The sequence below is a fragment of the Micromonospora sp. LZ37 genome, assembly GCF_059359015.1.
In genome coordinates, this window is sequence record NZ_JCADBL010000001.1 from 207,965 (window position 1) to 225,013 (window position 17,049).

Below are 17,049 nucleotides of genomic sequence, written 5' to 3' on the forward strand. Positions count from 1 at the left end.
GATCCTCCGAGTTTCTTCGTACGAGCCGGCACTTTTACCCCGTACCGGTCAGGGCTCTCACCTGGTCCCGGAATTGGCCCGCCGCTGTAACTTATCGCCACTGTCACCACACGGTAGCCTCAGCTGGGGCGACCAAGGAGCGCGCGGTGAGTGAAACAGGGCAACCCGGTGCCGCCACCCCGGGAGAGCACGGCGACGGGACGGGTCAGCAGGACGACCCGGCCCACTCCGCCAGCGGGTGGGCACCTCCGGCCACCGGGTGGTCCGGCGGGGCGGACGCCCCGAGGGGCCGCGAGCCCGCCGCCCCGTGGCGCCGGTCCGAACCGACCACCGGCTGGGGCGCCTCCTCACCGCACCACGGCGACCTGCCGGCCCCCTTCTCCAGCCCGCCCGCCGACGGCGAACCGGCCCCGCGCAACGGACACCCCCCGCGCAACGGCGTCAGCCACCCCGACGAGGAGTCCCCACTGCGCCGCTCCGCCCCGATGAGCGCCCCACCCGTCGACGCCCCGCGGTACGGTGTCGAGCCGCGCCGGGACGGCGACGGCGACCAGCTGGTGGTACCGGCCCAGCGGCCGGTACCCCCGGCCGAGCAGCAGGAACCGGACGCCGCCGGCCGCCACCTCTCCGAGGAGCCCCCGGGGCCCCGGGTGAGCCGCTGGTCGGAGGGGAACTTCCCCGCGTCCGCCCCGCCCGCCGTGCAGGTGCCGCCGCCCGGCACCGCCCCCTCCGGCTTCGAGGTGCCGCCCGGCTTCCACGCCCCGCAGCCCGACGCCGAACCGGCCCGGGCCACCGAACCGCCCGCCTGGGCGGACCGGTTCCCCGCCGAGCCGCCGGCCGCCGGCCCCGACCCGCGTGCCGCCGAGGCGTCCGCCTGGGCGGACCGCTACCCGGCCGACTCCGACCAGCGTGCCGAGCCGGTCGCCGAGCATCGCCCGCCCCCCGCCGACGAGCCGGACTGGACCGGTCCGAGCTGGAACCGGCCGAGCTGGGGCGGCAGTTGGGCGCCCTCCTGGGCGCGCGAGGAGGAGCAGCAGGTCGGGCGGCGTGCCCGCGCCGAGTGGGCCGCCGAGCCCAGCCGGCCGTACGAGCCGGTGCGTGCCGAGCCGGCCCGCCCCTACGAGCCGGTGCGCGCCGAGCCGGCCCGGCCGTACGAGCCGGTGCGTTCCGAACTCCCGCGCCCGTACGAGGTCACCCGCTCCGAGCCCGAGCCGCCGCCCGCCCAGGAGGAGCGGTCCGGTCCGGGCACCACCGCTCCGGACCGCGCCGACCGTGGGCTGGCCGAGGACCGTCCCGTCGGCCCGGACCGGGCCGCTGCCCCCGCCGTCGACCGGGCCGCCGCCGACTGGGCCGCTCCGGACCGGGCCCACGCCGGGGACCGGGACCGGGACGCCGCGGGCCGAGCTCCCGCCGCCGGCCGGGACGCCGCCGGCCGGGACGCCGCCGGCCGGGTGCTCGGGTCGGATCGGTCCGTCGGGCCGGACCGGGCCGCGGCCGGTGACCGCCCGGCGATGGAGCAGCGGGCCGCCTGGGGTGGCGGTCGCGCCGCCGCCCCCAGCAGCGCCCCGCCCGCGCCCAGCAGCACGTCCTCCGCGCCGAGCAGCGCCCCACCGGCCCCGGCGGAGCGGCCGGTGGCCGATCGGGCCGAGCAGCCGTTCCGGCTCCGGTCCGTGCCGGCGGAGCCGACCCCGGCCGAACCCCCCGGCCACCTGTCCACCCCCACCGGTCCCGGTGCCACGACGGTCCCCGCCACGAGCGGCCCGCGTCGCCCGGACCGCGCGTCGTCCGCGCCCGCACCAACGAGCGCACCCCCTTACGCGGCCCGCCGATCCGCTCCCGACCCGGCGCCCACGTCCGAGCCGGCCGTGGACGACCTGAGGTCGGACCACGGCATGGCGGTGCTGCCGCAGCGCGTCCCCGCCGAACCGGACGTGCCCGTCGTGCCGGAGCCGCCAGCCGTGGAGCCACCCGCCGAGACACCGGAACTCGCCCGCATCGCCACCCACCTGCGCCGCGAGGACGAGCCCGCCCCGTTGCGGGAACGCCCGGAGGGCTTCGACGTCAACGCCATCCTCGACGCCGTCCGGGAGGTCGCCGGCGTCCGGGACGCGGCGCTGCGCCGGACCCCGGCCGGCGCGCACAGCCTGCGGCTCGACCTCTCCGACGGGGCCGACCCGGCGGAGGTCAGCCGGATGGTGGCCCGCCTGCTCCAGGAGCGGATGGGCCTCGCCGCGGCGCCGCAGAACCTCCCCGGGGCGCCGGCCGCCCCGATGCGCCGTCGCGCGGCCGAGTCCCGTACCCCGCAGCCGCGCGCCGGCGAACCCCGGGACCGGGCCGGCGACGCGGAGCCCCGCCGGGCCGCGCCCCGGGAGCAGGATCCGGGGGCGGGCCGTGGCCGTGCCGCCGAGCCGACCGGCGGGGACGGTCGTACCGGTGGCGACCGGGCCCGCACCGCCCAGGAGCCGCCCGCCGGCCGCCCGGTCGCACCGGGAGCGGTCCCGGTGGCCGATCCCGCCGGCACGATGGCCGGGGTCGCCCGCCGGCGTCGGCAGGGCTCCGCCCACCGGGGACGGGCCAGTGTGGAGGAGGCGACGGCCGGCCTGGCGGTCCCGGCCACCGGTAGCCCGGTGACGGGCGGCACGTCGTACTCCGGCGGGCAGATGACCACGACGGAGACCGCGCCCTCCCGCCCGCTGGACACCGGCGGCGTGCCGGGGCCCCGGGTGGTGATCGACCACGTGCAGGTGAGCACGTTCGGCCTCGACGCCACAGTGGAGGTGCGCCTGCTCGCCGGTGGCGAGGTCGCCGCCGGCCACGCCACCGGGCCGGCCGTGGACGGGTACGTCCTGCGGCTCTGCGCGGTGGCCGCCGCGGCGGCCGTGGACCGGCTGCTGCGCGGGGCGGAGCGGGACGCCGACCGGGGACGCTGCTTCGTCGAGCACGCCGCAGTGGTCCCCTTCGGCAACTGCGAGGTCGCCACCGTGGTGGTGCTGCTGGTCTGCGACGGCTGGGTCGAGCAGTTGGCCGGCTCGGCGCTGGTCGCCGGGGATCCCCGGCAGGCGGTGGTCCGGGCGACGCTGGCCGCGGTGAACCGTCGTCTCGAGGCGCTGCTGGCCTGAGGCGGCCATGGTCACGGTGACGGTACGGGTCGGGACGGGAAGACTGGAGGCATGAAGCGCGCCGCCCTCTGGCCCGACCACCTTCTGCCGCCGCACCACGTCCCCCCGCCCTGGCCCGGCCGGCCGGTCCGCCTCGACGGCACGGTCACCTACGTCCGGGAGACCCCCGCCACCGGGCCGGACGCCGAGCCGGCGCTCTACGTGCACGGGCTGGGCGGCTCGTCGCAGAACTGGACGGACCTGGCCGGCCTGCTCGCCGACCGGCTCGACGGCCAGGCCATCGACCTGCCCGGCTTCGGGCGCAGCGAGCCGAGCCAGCGGTACACCATCCCGGCCTTCGCGGCGCGGGTGATCCGCTGGATCGAGCACTCCGGGCGGGGCCCGGTGCACCTGTTCGGCAACTCGCTGGGCGGGGCGGTCTCGGTGCAGGTGGCGGGGCTGCGGCCGGATCTGGTGCGGACCCTCACGCTGATCTCCCCGGCGCTGCCCTTCCTGGACTTCCGCCGGTCGTTGCAGGGGCGGATGCTGCCGCTGCTGGCCATTCCGCGCGGTGAGCGCCTGGCGGCGTGGCGGCTGGCCCAGCTGGCCCCCGAGCTGATGGCCCAGCAGGCGATGGAGGCGTGCGTCGCCGACCTGAGCCGGATCAGCGAACAGCGTCGCCAGGAGGCGCTGGAGGAGATCCTGGTGCGCTACGAGGCCGCCCACTACGCGGCCGCGTACGTCCGGACCTTCCGCGGGCTGGTCGCCAGCTTCCTGCGGTCGTACCTGCCGGGGCCGGGGTCGATGTGGCGGATCGCCGCCTCGATCCAGGCGCCCACTCTGGTGGTGGGGGGCATGCGGGACCGGCTGGTGGACGTGCGGGTGGCGCCGCAGGCGGCCCGGGTCATCCCGGACAGCCGGCTGCTGATGCTGCACGACGTGGGGCACGTGGCCCAGCTCGAGGTGCCCCGCACGGTGGCGCGGGCGGTGGTCGGGCTACTCGCCGAAACGGGGGAGGCGACCGGGCCGGTGGACGTGGCATCCTGACCAGGATGCCCGATTTCTTCCGCCGCGGCGGCCGGCGCCAGCGGCCGCACCGTCACGCCCGTCGTACGCCCGCGCCGACCCCCGTGGCCCGTCGATGGCCGGTGGTGGTGCTGGTCGCGCTCGCCCTCGCCGCCGGTGCCGGCGGGGCGCTCTCCGCGGAGCGGCCGGAGGCCGGCGCCGGCATGGTGGCCGCCAACGCCCCTGCTGCGGCCCCGTTCGCGTCGCCGTCGCCGGCCGTCACCGCGAGCCCGTCCCCGTCGGTCGTGGCGCCGCTGCTCCAGCTGGCCGGCCCGGTTCCCGCCGCCGGGCGCGGCAGCTTCGGCTACGACGACCGGCCCGGGGCGACGCTGGGCCGGGCGGGCCGGGTGCAGCGGTACCGGGTCGCCGTCGAGAACGGCGCCGGGGAGGACGTGCAGGACTTCTCCGACGTGGTGCAGGAGGCGCTGGCCGGCCCGGGGAGCTGGGTGGACGGCGGCCGGCTGCGGCTGCGCCGGGTACCGGGCGGGTCCCCGGCGGAGTTCACCGTCTTCCTGGCCACGGCGCGGACGGCGGGACGGTTGTGCCTGGCCGGGGGAGTGGACATCCGGGTCGGTGGGCGGCCGTACACCTCCTGCCGGGCGCCCGGGAAGGTGATCATCAACCTGGACCGGTGGCGGACGTCCGTGCCGCACTTCGTCGGGGCCGGGGTGCCGCTGTCGCGCTACCGGCTGTACGTGGTGAACCACGAGGTGGGCCACCAGTTGGGGCACCGGCACGAGCGCTGCCCGGGGCCGGGTCGTCCGGCGCCGGTGATGCAGCAGCAGTCGCTCTTCCTGGACGGCTGCACGGCCAATCCGTGGCCGTACCTGGGCGGGCGGCGGTACCGCGGGCCGTCGGTCTGAGCCGCGGCGAGGTTCCGTGAAACATCTTCACCATGGCTGGCGATTGACGCTGATTGCCCGATTGGTCTGCCATGCTGGTGACGTGGAGCCCTTCGAGCCGATCCCGCCCGAGCGTCCCCATCCGGCCGGCCCGCGCCGGGTCGGCGGGGCGCGCGCGGCACTGGGCCACGCCGGTCGGGCGGTCCGGTCGGGCCTGCTCCGGCTGCGCCGGCGGGACCGCGGCCTCGTGCTCGGGCTGGCCCTGCTCGCCACCACGGCCGCCGGGCTGGCGCTGGTCCGCGACGGCGGCCCCCCGGCCGCCCCGCCCCCGGTCGGTGGGTGGGCTCCCGACGGGCACGGCGCCGGCGGACGGGCCGCCCCGGCCGGCTACCCGACCAGCGGCCCCGGCCGCTTCGTGACCGCCGACGGCCGGTCCGCGATCCAGGGCCTCGACGGTCCGCTGCTCCGCTACCGGGTCGCCGTCGAGCAGGGCAGTGGCCAGGACGTGGACGCCTTCGCCGCCGCCGTGGACGGGACGCTGGCCGACCCGCGGAGCTGGATCGCCTCCGGGGAGGTGCGGCTGCAACGGGTCCCCGACGTCGCCCCCGCAGACTTCACCGTCTACCTGGCCACCCCGGCGACCTCCGAACAGATGTGCGCCGAGGGCGGCCTGAGCACCGAGGGTTACACCTCCTGCCGGCTGCCCGGCCAGGTGATCATCAACCTGGCCCGCTGGATGGACGCCGTACCCGACTACGGCGCCCCGCTGGAGACCTACCGGACCTATGTGGTCAACCACGAGGTCGGCCACGAGCTGGGCGAGGAGCACCAGGCCTGTCCCGGCCCCGGCGAGCCGGCGCCGGTGATGCAGCAGCAGACGTACGGCCTGGACGGCTGCGTCGCCAACGCCTTCCCGTACCTCGACGGCATGCTCCACACCGGCGAACTCGTTCCCGGCATCTGAGTTATTCCCGCTCCCGAATGTCGGGCTACGTGTCCCTCCTCATGGCCGAGCGCCGCCGTATCGGGCGACAATGACGCGGTTCGCCACCAGCCGATCCCGGGGAGTCCACCGTGTCGCTGCCCCCGCTCGTCGAGCCCGCCGCCGAGCTGACCGTTGACGAGATCCGCCGCTACTCCCGCCATTTGATCATCCCGGACGTCGGGGTCGAGGGGCAGAAGCGGCTGAAGAACGCCCGGGTGCTCTGTGTCGGCGCCGGTGGCCTCGGCTCGCCGGCCCTGATGTACCTCGCCGCCGCCGGCGTGGGCACGCTCGGCATCATCGACTTCGACACCGTCGACGAGTCCAACCTCCAGCGGCAGATCATCCACGGCGTCTCCGACGTCGGCCGATCCAAGGCCGAGTCCGCCGCCGCGTCGATCCGCGAGATCAACCCGCTGGTCAACGTCGAGATCCACAACACCGCGCTGGACCGGGAGAACGTCCGCGACATCTTCTCCCGGTACGACCTGATCGTCGACGGCACCGACAACTTCGCCACCCGGTACATGGTCAACGACGCCGCGGTGCTGCTCGGCAAGCCGTACGTCTGGGGTTCGATCTACCGCTTCGACGGCCAGGCGTCGGTCTTCTGGGCCGAGCACGGCCCCTGCTACCGCTGCCTCTACCCGGAGCCGCCGCCGCCCGGCATGGTTCCCTCCTGCGCCGAGGGCGGCGTGCTCGGGGTGCTCTGCGCGTCGATCGGCTCGATCCAGGTCAACGAGGCGATCAAGCTGCTCGCCGGCATCGGCGAGCCGCTGGTCGGCCGGCTGATGGTCTACGACGCCCTGGAGATGGAGTACCGCAAGATCAAGGTCCGCAAGGACCCGAACTGCGTGCTCTGCGGCGAGAACCCCACGGTCACCGACCTGCTGGAGGACTACGAGGACTTCTGCGGCGCGGTCTCCGAGGAGGCGCAGGAGGCGGCGGTCGACTCGACCATCACCGCCGGCGAGCTCAAGGAGTGGCAGGACGCCGGGAAGGACATCTTCCTGGTCGACGTCCGCGAGCCCGCCGAGTACGAGATCGTCCGCATCCCCGGCTCGACGCTGATCCCCAAGGGCGACATCCTCTCCGGCGAGGCGCTGGTGAAGCTGCCGCAGGACAAGCAGATCGTGCTGCACTGCAAGTCCGGTGTCCGCTCCGCCGAGGCGCTCGCCGCGCTCAAGGCGGCCGGGTTCCGCGACGCCGTGCACGTCCAGGGCGGGGTGCTCTCCTGGATCAAGCAGATCGACCCGTCGCTGCCCGCGTACTGAGGTGTCGGGGAGGGGCTCTCCGGCACCGGAGGGCCCCTTCCCGGCGCACCCGCCCCCCGGCGGCCGGCCCGGCCTGGCCGATTCCCCGAGGCGAGATCGGGTTTCCGCAGGTAGCGTGTGCGCGTGGTCGACATGGACGCCGCGATCGGTTTCGTCGTGGCACACGGGGACGCGGTGGACCGCGCCCGTCTCTCCCGGCTGCGCTCCGGTACGCCGGTGCCGCCGGAACTGCTCGACGTGGCCGAGGCCGGGCAGACGCCGGACGGCGGCTGGCCGGCGACCCTCGGCGGTGCTGTCGGCTCGATCGACGCGACCTGCTTCCGGCTGGCCGAACTGGACGACCTCGGCGCCCTCGGCCGCCCCGCCGCCCGGCACGCGCTGGACTGGCTGGCCGCCCGGCAACTGCCCGACGGCGGCTGGGACGAGGACGCGGCACTGGCCGACGACGCCCCGGAGTGGGCCCGCCCGGGCGACCCGGAGGCCCGCCTCTACCTCACCGCCAACGCCGGCTTCTGGCTCAGCGTGGCCGGCCTGGACGCCCGCGCCGCCGGCCCGCTCGACCACCGGGTCGGCGGCGCGTACGCCGGCGTGGTGCAGGCCGCGGCGCAGGCGCTGGCCGCGCAGCTCGCGCCGGACGGCAGCTGGCCGTCCTTCCTCGCCGCCGGCTGGCTGAGCGCGGCCGTGCTGCACCGCCAGCAGATGTACTACGAGTCGGCGCGGATCCAGGCGGTGCTGGCCGAGCGGATGCCGCAGATGTCCCCGGCGGACGTGGCCTCGCTGGCCGCCACGCTGCGCCGGGTCGAGGTGGGCGAGGAGCAGTGGGTGCTGGTGTCGGCGCGCAAGCGGCTCGCCGAGACCCAGCGCAGCGACGGCGGCTGGGACAGCGACGACGGCCACCAGTTCGACGTGCACACCACGCTGACCGTGATCCGCGCCTGCCGGCCTACTTCAGCTGACTGATCACCAGCGGCCACCAGGCGTCGGGGGCGAACGCGGCCCGGTCGATGCTCTCCAGGACGGTCCGCAGCTCCTCGGCCCGCTCGGCCCGGCCCTCCTTGCCCTCGTCGGCCTCGACGAAGAGCGCGAACTGGTAGAGGAACTCGACGAAGGTGCGGAAGTCGCTGTTGACGGCCTGGACGTCCTGCTGCGCCAGGTCGTACTGGAGGATCTCCCCGGTGCGTGGGTCGAGCACGTAGAGCAGGTCGGGGTTGTCGGCGACCGCGCCGACCACGATCAGCCGGACGTCCAGCGCGCCGTCCTCGGTGGTGAGCGCGATGGTGTCGTACAGCTCGATGTCGCCTTCGAGGAAGGCGGTGTAGACGACCGCCACGTCGAGCGGGATCTCGTCGCCGGCGGGGAGCAGGTCGGGGCTGAACCCGCCCTCCAGCCACGCCTCGCGCGGGTAGGGGATGAGCTCGTCGGAGTTCCACAGTGCCGTGAACCGGGGATCAGCAGCCATGACGGTCCTTAAGCAGGGTCGACGAATGGGTCAGGAGGACAAATTGGCGGCGATCAGCAGGCGCCGCCAGTTGTCGGCGTACTCGCCGGCATGCCGGCCCTTGCGTAGCCGTTGCTCTCCACCGGCGGGGCCGAAGACCACGGCCGTCAGCTCCGGGTAGCGGGGGCCGAGCACGTGCTCGTCGAAGAACGTGGCGACATCGGGGGCGATGACGGTGAACTCGACGTCCTCGTCGGGGTGCTCGTACTGGTAGACGTAGGCGCTGGACTCCATGTAGTACACGTCCAGGTCTTCCCGGTCGAGATAGATCGGGTCACCGCCGCGGATCTCGGCGCGGAGGCCGGCGGGGACGCTGTCCATCTCGTAGCCGACGATCAGCGGGCTGCCCATCGGGTCGTCCGGGTCGACCTCGTCCTCCGCCCAGGCCTGCGGGGTGAGGATCTCCTTCGGCGCGTGGAACCGGAAGTTGTCGCCCTCCAACCGCTGGAACAGGCTGTAGACCTCGGCTACGCCGGGCAGGCCGGCGATCGGCTCCAGCGGTGCCGGTCCCTCGATGCGGACGCCGAAGCCGTGCTCGGACTCGACCCGGGTGAGCAGCTCCAGCTTCTCGGCGATCCGGGCGAGGACGGCGGGGTCCGGCCGGGTCATGGCAGGACCTTCACGATGATCGGGGTGCCCGCGGGCACGTCGCGCAACGCCACGGAGATGTCGCTGCCGATCTGGCGGTTGGTCCAGGCGTCCATCAGCCTGAGGTTAGCGTATTCGTCCTTTCCGTCGAGTTGCAGCTCGTGGACGTGGTCCGGGTCCAATCCCTCGCCCCGGGCCCGGATCGGCCCCCGGCCGTCGTAGAGGCGATCGACGAGCTCCTTGTTGGCCAGGTACTGGTTGGTCGTCCGGTCACCGTGCTGCTGGGTCAGCTTCTCGTTCTTCGTCAGCCGGCGGATCACCCGGTCCCGGAAGACGTTGGTGCGGGTCCGGGTGCCCGGCTTGGTCCCTCGGCCCCCGCGGTGGTAGACGTTGTTGGCCGTCCGGTCCGACTTCGCCTTGCTCAGCCGCCCCTCCTGGCCGAGCCGGACCAGGTCCTTGGCCTTGCGGTCGAAGTCCTTCTTGTCGAAGTCCGGGCGGTTGCGCAGCACCAGCACGGCCGGGCCGCGGGGAGTGGTGCCGGCCGTCTTGGCGGTGCGGAACACGTCGGCGTTCTCGAGGTGCGCCGAGAGGATCTTGGCGCCCTTGGCCTGCGTCTGCCGGGGCGGCGCGGTCCGCCCCTTAGCCATTGAGCACCGTGTCCACGGCCATGCCGATCAGCTCATCGATGATCAGCCCGGTGATCATCTTGAAGATCGGGATCTCCAGCAGCGACGCGCCGAAGGTGACCGCCGCGGTGGCGATCGCCTGCGCGATCTGGATCGCCAGCACCACGAGCTGGATGATCACGTTGATCTTCAGGGCGAGCACCACACCGGCGGCGGCCATCAGCCCGATCCCGATGACGCTCGCCGGGTTGGCGGCGTCGGCGATGTTCCGGGCCGCCGACTCCTTGTCGTTCCACTCACTGGCGAACGCGGTGAAGCTCTCTCCCCGGTTGGTGTCGAGCACCGTGCGCGCCGCCGACTCCAGCTGGGCGACCGAGCCGTTGATCCGGTCCGCCAGGCCGGTCCACTCGCCGGCGAGCCGGAAGATCGCTGTCTCGTCGGACTCCGGCCAGTCGTACCCGATCATGGAGAGCAGCGAGGCGAGTTCACCCGGCAGCGTCAGACCCACACCGACTCCTATCGTCGTCCGTCGGTGGCGGTTCAGCCACCCAGTGAGCCGAGGATCGAGCGGAACGAGGCGCTGACGCCCTCCTCGATCTCCCGGTAGCTCTCGGCCATCCCCTTCAGGCCGTCCGCGTAGCTCTCCAGCTCGGCGACGTTGGTGCTGAAGCACTCGGTGAGCGCCTCCACGCAGGCCTGGTGCCCCACGCCCAACAGCGTGCCGATCCCGTCGCCGCCGAAGGCGGCGGCGTAGCCGCCCGCCGCCGCCTGGAAGGCCTCGAACGCCTGGCGGACGCTCTCCTTGGCCTGGGCGAGCTGGTCCGCCCCCTGGCGCAGGGCGTCGATGTCCACATCGAGCGGTTCCACGGTCAACTCCGCTGCTGAAGCTTGCGCATGGTCTCGCTGATCGCGGTGCTGATCTCCCGCATCTGGCGCAGGCTCTGGTCCTGGAGGCGCTCCACGGTGGCGGTCATCGCGGCCAGGTCGGGCATCGGCTCGTCGACGGTGCCCGCGTCCTGACCGTCCAGTGCGGCGTTCACCGCCTGCCGCAGCTCCTCGGCCAGGCGCTCGGAACCCTCGCGCAGCACCCGCGGGTCGATCTCCACGGCGCTGACCCGACGGTCGGCGCCGAGGGTGACCCGGATCCGCCCGTCGGCGGCCTCGCCCACCGACTCGACCCGTTCGGGGGGCGTGACGGTGCGGCTCACCTCGCGCAGCGCGGCCCGCGCCTGTGCCAGTTGCTGTTCCAGGGCGCTCTCGCCCAGCATGCCGCCTCCCCAGCCGAGCAGTGCCGAACCGAGCACCAGCCTAGCGACCCGGTGCGACCGTCGGGTCACCCTCCATGCGGGACGGTCAGCCGCGCAGGTGGCCGTCGCCGGTGACCACGTACTTGGTGGAGGTCAGCTCGGGCAGCCCCATCGGGCCGCGGGCGTGCAGCTTCTGCGTCGAGATGCCGATCTCCGCGCCGAAGCCGAACTCGCCGCCGTCGGTGAACCGGGTCGAGGCGTTGACCATCACCGCCGCCGCGTCCACCCGGGCCACGAACTCCCGGGCCGCCGTCGCCGAGTCGGTGACGATGGCCTCGGTGTGGCCGGTGCCGTACCGCCGGATGTGCGCGACCGCCGCGTCAAGCGAGTCGACCACGGCGACCGCGATGTCCGCCGAGAGGTACTCGGTGGCGAAGTCCTCGTCGGTGGCCGGCACCACCGCGTCGGAGAACGCCGCCACCCGGGCGTCGCCGTGCACGGTGACCCCGGCCTCGGCGAAGGCGGCCAGCACCGCCGGCAGGAACGCCTCGGAGACCTCCGCGTGGACCAGCAGCGACTCGGCGGTGTTGCAGGTGGACAGACGCTGGGTCTTCGCGTTCAGGGTGACCGCGACCGCCTTCGGCACGTCGGCGGCGGCGTCGACGTAGACGTGGCAGTTGCCCACCCCGGTCTCGATCACCGGCACCGTCGACTCCTCCACCACGGTGCGGATCAGCGACGCGCCGCCGCGCGGGATCAGCACGTCCACCAGGCCCCGGGCCCGCATCAGCTCCTTGACCGAGTCGCGGGAGCCGGCGTCGAGCAGCTGCACCGCGTCCGCCGGCAGGCCGGCGCCGGCGACCGCGTCACGCAGCACCGCGACCAGCGCGGCGTTGGAGTGCGCCGCCGACGAGGAGCCGCGCAGCAGCGCCGCGTTGCCGGACTTCAGGCAGATCCCGGCGGCGTCCACGGTGACGTTGGGCCGCGCCTCGTAGATGATGCCGACCACCCCGAAGGGCACCCGGATCTGGCGCAGCTCCAGCCCGTTGGGCAGCGTCGAGCCGCGGACCACCTCGCCCACCGGGTCGGGCAGGGCGGCCATCTGCCGCAGCGCGTCGGCGATGCCGGCGACCCGGCCCGCGTCGAGGGCCAGCCGGTCCAGCACGGCCGCGCTCAGCCCGGCCGCCCGCCCGGCCGCCAGGTCCGCCTCGTTCGCGGTCAGGATCTCCGGCGTACGCGCCACCAGCGCGTCGGCCATCGCGGCCAGCGCGGCGTCCTTGACCTTACGGGTGGCCACGGCCAGCTCCGCGGCGGCGTCCCGGGCCCGTCGCGCCTGCTCGACGACGCTCATGCTGCACTCCTCAGGTGTGGGAGGGCCCCTGCCGGCAGGGGCCCGGCTTACAGCAACACCAGGTCGTCGCGGTGGACGACCTCTCGTTCGTAGGCGGGGCCCAGGGCCGCGGCGAGTTCACCGGTGGAGCGGCCCAGCAACCCGGGCAGCTCCACCGCGTCGTAGTTGACCAGGCCGCGGGCGACCGGGGCGCCCGCGGCGTCCACCAGATCCACCGGGTCACCGGCGGTGAACGCGCCGTCCACCGCGGTGATCCCGGCGGGCAGCAGCGACTTGCGCCGCCCCACCACGGCCTGCACCGCACCCGGGTCCAGGTACAGCCGGCCCCGGGGCGAGGTGGCGTGGGCCAGCCAGAAGAGCCGGGCGGCCGGGCGCCGGTCGCTGGGGTGGAAGAAGGTGCCGACCGGCTCGCCGGCGAGCGCGGCGGCGGCCAGCGGCGCGGCGGTGAGCACCACCGGGATGCCGAAGCCGGTCGCGATCCGGGCCGCCTCGACCTTGGTGACCATGCCGCCGGTGCCGACCCCGGCCCGGCCGGCGCCGCCGATGTCGATGCCGGCCAGGTCGCGCTCGCCGCGGACCTCGGTGATCCGGCTGCTGCCGGACCGGGTCGGGTCACCGGTCCAGAGCGCGTCCACGTCGGAGAGGAGCACCAGCAGGTCGGCGTCGACCAGGGCGGCGACCAGCGCGGCCAGCCGGTCGTTGTCGCCGAACCGGATCTCCTCGGTGGCGACGGTGTCGTTCTCGTTGACCACCGGCACGGCCCGGAGGTCGAGCAGCTTGCGCAGCGTGCGGTACGCGTTGCGGTAGTGCGCCCGCCGGGTGACGTCGTCGACGGTCAGCAGCACCTGCCCGACGGTGAGCCGGTGCCGGGCGAAGCCGGCCGCGTACCGGCCGATCAGCAGGCCCTGCCCGACGCTGGCGGCGGCCTGCTGGGTGGCCAGGTCGCGGGGGCGCCGGGCCAGGCCGAGCGGAGCCAGGCCGGCGGCGATCGCGCCGGAGGAGACCAGCACCACCTCGCGGCCGTCGGCGGCGAGCGCGCCGAGGGCGTCCACCAGGGCGTCGACCCGCGTGTCGTCCAGACCACCGGCCGAGGTGGTCAGCGAGGACGACCCGATCTTGACGACGATCCGTCGGGCCGAGGTGACTGCGTCGCGCACCCGCCCATTCTGCGCGACCGATCCGGCCGCCCCCGGCAGCGTTCCCATATCGTGGCAGCTCGTGACGCCTGAGGAGTACGTGGAGGCGGTGCTCGCGCTGGTCGAGCGGATCCCGCCGGGCCGGGTGATGTCGTACGGGGCGGTGGCCGACGCCCTGGCCGAGCGCTCGGGTCGGGCCTCCGCCCGGCTGGTCGGCTCGATCATGGCCCGGCACGGCGGCGGGGTGCCCTGGCACCGGGTGGTGAACTCGGCCGGCCGGCTGCCGCCCGGGCACGAGGTCCAGGCGCGGGCGCGGCTGCGCGCCGAGGGCTGCCCGCTGCGTCCCGCCGGGGTGGACATGGCGGCGGCGAGCTGGTGGCCGGAAGAGGGGATGTGACCGGCGCCATAACGTGAGTAACATTCGGCCGCATGGACGCGCCCCCCGTACCAGCCGGCTCCCCGGTCACGGCAGCGCCGGTCGTGGGCCCGCTGCCGCGCCGGGTGCACGCCGGGTACGCGCTGGGCTCGCTGGCCACCGGCGCGTTCGGCACCGTGCCGGGGCTGCTGCTGCTGCCGTATCTCACCGACACCCTCGGCGTGGCCGCCGGGGTGGCGGCCCTGCTGGTGCTGCTGCCGAAGGCGTGGGACGTGCTGGTCAACCCGGTCGCCGGGCGGATCTCCGACCGGACCCGCTCCCGCTGGGGGCCCCGCCGGCCGTGGCTGCTCGGCGCCGGGCTGGCCCTCGCCGTCGCCTTCGCCGCCATCTTCGCCGCGCCGTTCGGCAGCGGCCCGGCCGCCGGGGCGTACGTGGCGGTCGCCTTCCTCGCCACCGCCACCGCGTTCGCCTTCTTCCAGGTGCCGTACGTGGCGATGCCCGCCGAGCTGACCGACGACGGCGCGGAGCGTACCCGGCTGATGAGCTGGCGGATCGCGGTGCTGGCGCTGGCCATCCTGGTCTCCGGGGCGGTGGCCCCGATGGTGGTCGCCGCCGGCGGCGACGGGCTGGCCGGGCACCGGTGGATGGGCCTCTTCGTCGCCGCGCTGATCGGCCTCGGCGCGGTCGGCGCCTTCCTCGGCACCCGCTCCGCGCCGGTCGGCGCGGTCACGCAGACCGAGCCGACGCTGCGCGCCCAGCTCGCGGTCGCCGCCGGCAACCGACCGTTCCGGGCGCTGCTGACCTGCTTCGTGATCCAGTCGGCGGGGGTGGCGACCATCCTGGCCGGCGTCAGCTACTTCGCCGACCAGATCCTGCGCGACCCGGCGAACGGCCCCACCCTGCTCTTCGCCTGCTTCGTCGGGCCGGCGCTGCTGGTGATGCCGCTCTGGACCCGGGTCGGCGCGCGGCTGGGCAAGCTCTCCGCCCTGGTCGCCGCGTCGCTGCTGCTCGCCGCCGGAGCGCTGGCCCTGGTCGCCGCTCCGGTGCTGCCCGCCGCCGCGGTCTACGCGCTGGTCGCGCTGATCGGCATCGGGTACGCCGGCCAGCAGGTCTTCGCCCTCGCCCTGCTCCCCGACCGGGTGGCGGACGAGACCGCGCGCACCGGCCGCCGCCAGGCGGGCGTCTTCACCGGCCTCTGGACCGCCGGGGAGACCTTCGGCCTGGCCCTCGGCCCCGGCATCTACGGCCTGGTCCTCCAGCTCTCCGGCTACGTCTCCTCCACCACCGGCGCCTCCGCCGCCCAACCCCCCTCCGCCCGCCTCGGCATCCTCCTGGGCTTCACCGCCCTCCCCGCCCTCCTGATCGCCCCCGCCACCCTCCTCCTCCGCCCCCGCCGCCCCCCATCCCCGCCGATCATGCAGTTGTGGTGGGGGAGAAAAGCCGCTGATCGTCACAAGAAAGGCACCACAAGTCCATGATCGATGAAGACGGGGTGCCCGCTGAGCGGGTGCTGGCGGAGATTCGGGAACTGCGGGGGCTGGACCGGCCGACGCACGGGGGGCGGTTGTTCGCCTACGTGTACGACCCGGGGGTGGCGGGGCTCGATGACCTCGGGGCGGCCGCGTACGCGCTGAGCGCGCACGTCAACGGGCTCGATCCGACCGCCTTCCCGTCGCTGCTGGCGATGGAGAACGCGCTGGTCGGAGCCGCCGCCCGGCTGCTCGGCGGTGGCCCCGGCACGACCGCCCCGGACGTCGTCGGCAGCGTCACCAGCGGCGGCACCGAGTCGCTGATCCTGGCCGTGAAGGCGGCCCGGGACGCCCGGCCCGGGCTCGCCGAGCCGCGGATCGTGGTACCGGCCAGCGCGCACGCCGCCTTCGCCAAGGCCGCCCACCTGCTCCGGGTCACCCTCGACACGGTCGCGGTCGACCCGGTCACCCTGCGCCCGGCGGCGGCCGACGTGGCCGCCGCGATCCGGCCGGAGACCGTGCTGGTGGCCTGCTCCGCCCCGTCGTACGCGCACGGCGTGGTCGATCCGGTCACCGAGATCGCCGCCGCCGCGGCGGCGGCCGGGACCCGCTGCCACGTGGACGCCTGCTTCGGCGGTTGGACCCTGCCGTACCTGCGTCGGCTCGGCTCACCGGTGCCGCCGTTCGACTTCACCGTCGCCGGGGTCACCTCGATCTCGGTGGACCTGCACAAGTACGCGTACGCCCCCAAGGGCGTCTCGGTGCTGCTGCACCGTGATCCGGCGCTGCGCGCCCCGCAGTACTTCGCGTACGCCGACTGGCCCGGGTACACGATGGTCAACCCGGTGCTCGCCTCCACCCGATCCGGCGGCCCGATCGCCGCCGCGTACGCCACCCTGCGGCACCTCGGCGACGCCGGCTACCTGCGGCTGGCCGCCGCCACCCGGGACGCGGTCGCCGGCCTGGCCGACGCGGTCCGCGACGTCGACGGGTTGCGGCTGATGGCCGAACCGGAGTCCACGGTGGTCTGCTTCACCGCGACCGACCCGGAGCTGGACCTCTTCGTCCTGGTCGACGAGCTGACCGCCCGGGGCTGGCACACCCAGCCGCAGCTGAGGTACGCCGGCCTGCCGGCCAGCGTGCACCTGACGGTGACCGCCTCGGTGGCGCCCCGGGTGGCGGAGTTCGGGCCGGACCTGGCCGACGCGGTCGCCGCCGCCCGGGCGGCCGGGCCGGTGCGGCTGCCGGCGGAGCTGGTCGCGCTGGCGACCTCGCTGACCCCGGACGCGCTGACCCCGGAGCTGATCGCCGACCTCGCCGCCGGGCTGGGGCTCGGCGCCGGCCCCGGTCCGCTGCCGGGGCGGCTGGCCACGGTGAACGCCCTGCTCGACGCGGCACCGCCCGCGCTGCGGGAACGGCTGCTGGTGGAGTTCGTCGGCCTGCTGCAACGCCCGACGTGGTGACCGGCGGGGGTGGCCGCCGCCACCCCCGCCGACC

General features: G+C 75.1%; 17 protein-coding genes. 9 read left to right on the top strand and 8 right to left on the bottom strand.

The window, feature by feature from the left end:
- Positions 1-146 precede the first annotated feature (146 nt).
- The 6 genes from AC5L3Z_RS00920 (at position 147) to AC5L3Z_RS00945 (ending at position 8,221) form a co-directional block, all read left to right on the top strand.
- Positions 147-3,119, top strand: coding sequence for a hypothetical protein (locus AC5L3Z_RS00920; protein ID WP_494838800.1), 2,973 nt, complete (start codon positions 147-149; stop codon positions 3,117-3,119).
- Positions 3,120-3,170: 51 nt separating this feature from the next.
- Complete coding sequence (locus AC5L3Z_RS00925) at positions 3,171-4,145, top strand: alpha/beta fold hydrolase (RefSeq protein ID WP_494838801.1); 975 nt, start codon at positions 3,171-3,173, stop codon at positions 4,143-4,145.
- A 5-nt stretch (positions 4,146-4,150) separates the two neighbouring features.
- Positions 4,151-5,026: a DUF3152 domain-containing protein gene (locus AC5L3Z_RS00930; protein ID WP_494838803.1), complete on the top strand. Its 876-nt coding sequence runs from the start codon at positions 4,151-4,153 to the stop codon at positions 5,024-5,026.
- An 82-nt stretch (positions 5,027-5,108) separates the two neighbouring features.
- Positions 5,109-5,969 (top strand): DUF3152 domain-containing protein, encoded by an 861-nt coding sequence (locus AC5L3Z_RS00935; protein WP_494838805.1) that lies wholly within the window; start codon positions 5,109-5,111, stop codon positions 5,967-5,969.
- Positions 5,970-6,079: 110 nt separating this feature from the next.
- Positions 6,080-7,261, top strand: a complete 1,182-nt coding sequence (gene moeZ, locus AC5L3Z_RS00940; protein ID WP_494838806.1) for an adenylyltransferase/sulfurtransferase MoeZ — start codon at positions 6,080-6,082, stop codon at positions 7,259-7,261.
- A 132-nt stretch (positions 7,262-7,393) separates the two neighbouring features.
- Positions 7,394-8,221 carry a prenyltransferase/squalene oxidase repeat-containing protein gene (locus tag AC5L3Z_RS00945; RefSeq protein ID WP_494839564.1) on the top strand — a complete coding sequence of 276 codons (828 nt, stop codon included), beginning with the start codon at positions 7,394-7,396 and terminating at the stop codon, positions 8,219-8,221.
- Here the strand turns inward: AC5L3Z_RS00945 and AC5L3Z_RS00950 are convergent.
- The 8 genes from AC5L3Z_RS00950 to proB all read right to left on the bottom strand — a co-directional run bounded on the left by AC5L3Z_RS00950 (position 8,205) and on the right by proB (position 13,776).
- Positions 8,205-8,720: an SUKH-4 family immunity protein gene (locus AC5L3Z_RS00950; RefSeq protein ID WP_494838808.1), complete on the bottom strand. Its 516-nt coding sequence runs from the start codon at positions 8,718-8,720 to the stop codon at positions 8,205-8,207. The genes AC5L3Z_RS00945 and AC5L3Z_RS00950 overlap by 17 nt on opposite strands.
- Positions 8,721-8,750: 30 nt before the next feature.
- Positions 8,751-9,368, bottom strand: coding sequence for a hypothetical protein (locus AC5L3Z_RS00955; protein WP_494838810.1), 618 nt, complete (start codon positions 9,366-9,368; stop codon positions 8,751-8,753).
- Positions 9,365-9,994, bottom strand: a complete 630-nt coding sequence (locus AC5L3Z_RS00960; protein ID WP_494838812.1) for a hypothetical protein — start codon at positions 9,992-9,994, stop codon at positions 9,365-9,367. The genes AC5L3Z_RS00955 and AC5L3Z_RS00960 overlap by 4 nt, the downstream gene beginning before the upstream one ends.
- The gene (locus tag AC5L3Z_RS00965; protein WP_494838813.1) at positions 9,987-10,481 is read right to left on the bottom strand and encodes a WXG100 family type VII secretion target; all 495 of its coding nucleotides are present in this window, start codon (positions 10,479-10,481) and stop codon (positions 9,987-9,989) included. Before AC5L3Z_RS00965 ends, AC5L3Z_RS00960 begins: the two co-directional genes overlap by 8 nt.
- A gap of 32 nt (positions 10,482-10,513) precedes the next feature.
- Positions 10,514-10,840: a hypothetical protein gene (locus tag AC5L3Z_RS00970; protein WP_494838814.1), complete on the bottom strand. Its 327-nt coding sequence runs from the start codon at positions 10,838-10,840 to the stop codon at positions 10,514-10,516.
- A gap of 2 nt (positions 10,841-10,842) precedes the next feature.
- Positions 10,843-11,241, bottom strand: a complete 399-nt coding sequence (locus AC5L3Z_RS00975) for a YbaB/EbfC family nucleoid-associated protein (RefSeq protein ID WP_494838816.1) — start codon at positions 11,239-11,241, stop codon at positions 10,843-10,845.
- 85 nt (positions 11,242-11,326) lie between these two features.
- Positions 11,327-12,571 carry a glutamate-5-semialdehyde dehydrogenase gene (locus AC5L3Z_RS00980; RefSeq protein ID WP_494838817.1) on the bottom strand — a complete coding sequence of 415 codons (1,245 nt, stop codon included), beginning with the start codon at positions 12,569-12,571 and terminating at the stop codon, positions 11,327-11,329.
- 47 nt (positions 12,572-12,618) lie between these two features.
- A complete protein-coding gene (gene proB, locus AC5L3Z_RS00985; RefSeq protein WP_494838818.1) occupies positions 12,619-13,776 on the bottom strand; it encodes a glutamate 5-kinase in 1,158 nt (385 codons plus the stop codon).
- Between the two features lie 13 nt (positions 13,777-13,789).
- On the opposite strand from proB, the gene AC5L3Z_RS00990 reads away from it, so the two are divergent.
- Genes AC5L3Z_RS00990 through AC5L3Z_RS01000 form a run of 3 tightly spaced genes read left to right on the top strand, consistent with a single transcriptional unit; the run spans position 13,790 to position 17,015 of the window.
- Positions 13,790-14,104, top strand: coding sequence for an MGMT family protein (locus AC5L3Z_RS00990; RefSeq protein ID WP_494838819.1), 315 nt, complete (start codon positions 13,790-13,792; stop codon positions 14,102-14,104).
- Between the two features lie 32 nt (positions 14,105-14,136).
- Complete coding sequence (locus AC5L3Z_RS00995) at positions 14,137-15,561, top strand: MFS transporter (protein ID WP_494838820.1); 1,425 nt, start codon at positions 14,137-14,139, stop codon at positions 15,559-15,561.
- A complete protein-coding gene (locus tag AC5L3Z_RS01000) occupies positions 15,558-17,015 on the top strand; it encodes a pyridoxal phosphate-dependent decarboxylase family protein (RefSeq protein WP_494838821.1) in 1,458 nt (485 codons plus the stop codon). The genes AC5L3Z_RS00995 and AC5L3Z_RS01000 overlap by 4 nt, the downstream gene beginning before the upstream one ends.
- Positions 17,016-17,049: the final 34 nt, after the last annotated feature.

Coding starts and splice junctions, on each gene's coding strand:
- AC5L3Z_RS00960 (WP_494838812.1), bottom strand. CDS start 9,994: ATGGCTAAGGGGCGGACCGCGCCGCCCCGGCAGACGCAGGCCAAGGGC.
- proB (WP_494838818.1), bottom strand. CDS start 13,776: ATGGGAACGCTGCCGGGGGCGGCCGGATCGGTCGCGCAGAATGGGCGG.
- AC5L3Z_RS00930 (WP_494838803.1), top strand. CDS start 4,151: ATGCCCGATTTCTTCCGCCGCGGCGGCCGGCGCCAGCGGCCGCACCGT.
- AC5L3Z_RS00955 (WP_494838810.1), bottom strand. CDS start 9,368: ATGACCCGGCCGGACCCCGCCGTCCTCGCCCGGATCGCCGAGAAGCTG.
- AC5L3Z_RS00950 (WP_494838808.1), bottom strand. CDS start 8,720: ATGGCTGCTGATCCCCGGTTCACGGCACTGTGGAACTCCGACGAGCTC.
- AC5L3Z_RS00980 (WP_494838817.1), bottom strand. CDS start 12,571: ATGAGCGTCGTCGAGCAGGCGCGACGGGCCCGGGACGCCGCCGCGGAG.
- AC5L3Z_RS00975 (WP_494838816.1), bottom strand. CDS start 11,241: ATGCTGGGCGAGAGCGCCCTGGAACAGCAACTGGCACAGGCGCGGGCC.
- AC5L3Z_RS00925 (WP_494838801.1), top strand. CDS start 3,171: ATGAAGCGCGCCGCCCTCTGGCCCGACCACCTTCTGCCGCCGCACCAC.
- AC5L3Z_RS01000 (WP_494838821.1), top strand. CDS start 15,558: ATGATCGATGAAGACGGGGTGCCCGCTGAGCGGGTGCTGGCGGAGATT.
- AC5L3Z_RS00945 (WP_494839564.1), top strand. CDS start 7,394: ATGGACGCCGCGATCGGTTTCGTCGTGGCACACGGGGACGCGGTGGAC.
- AC5L3Z_RS00995 (WP_494838820.1), top strand. CDS start 14,137: ATGGACGCGCCCCCCGTACCAGCCGGCTCCCCGGTCACGGCAGCGCCG.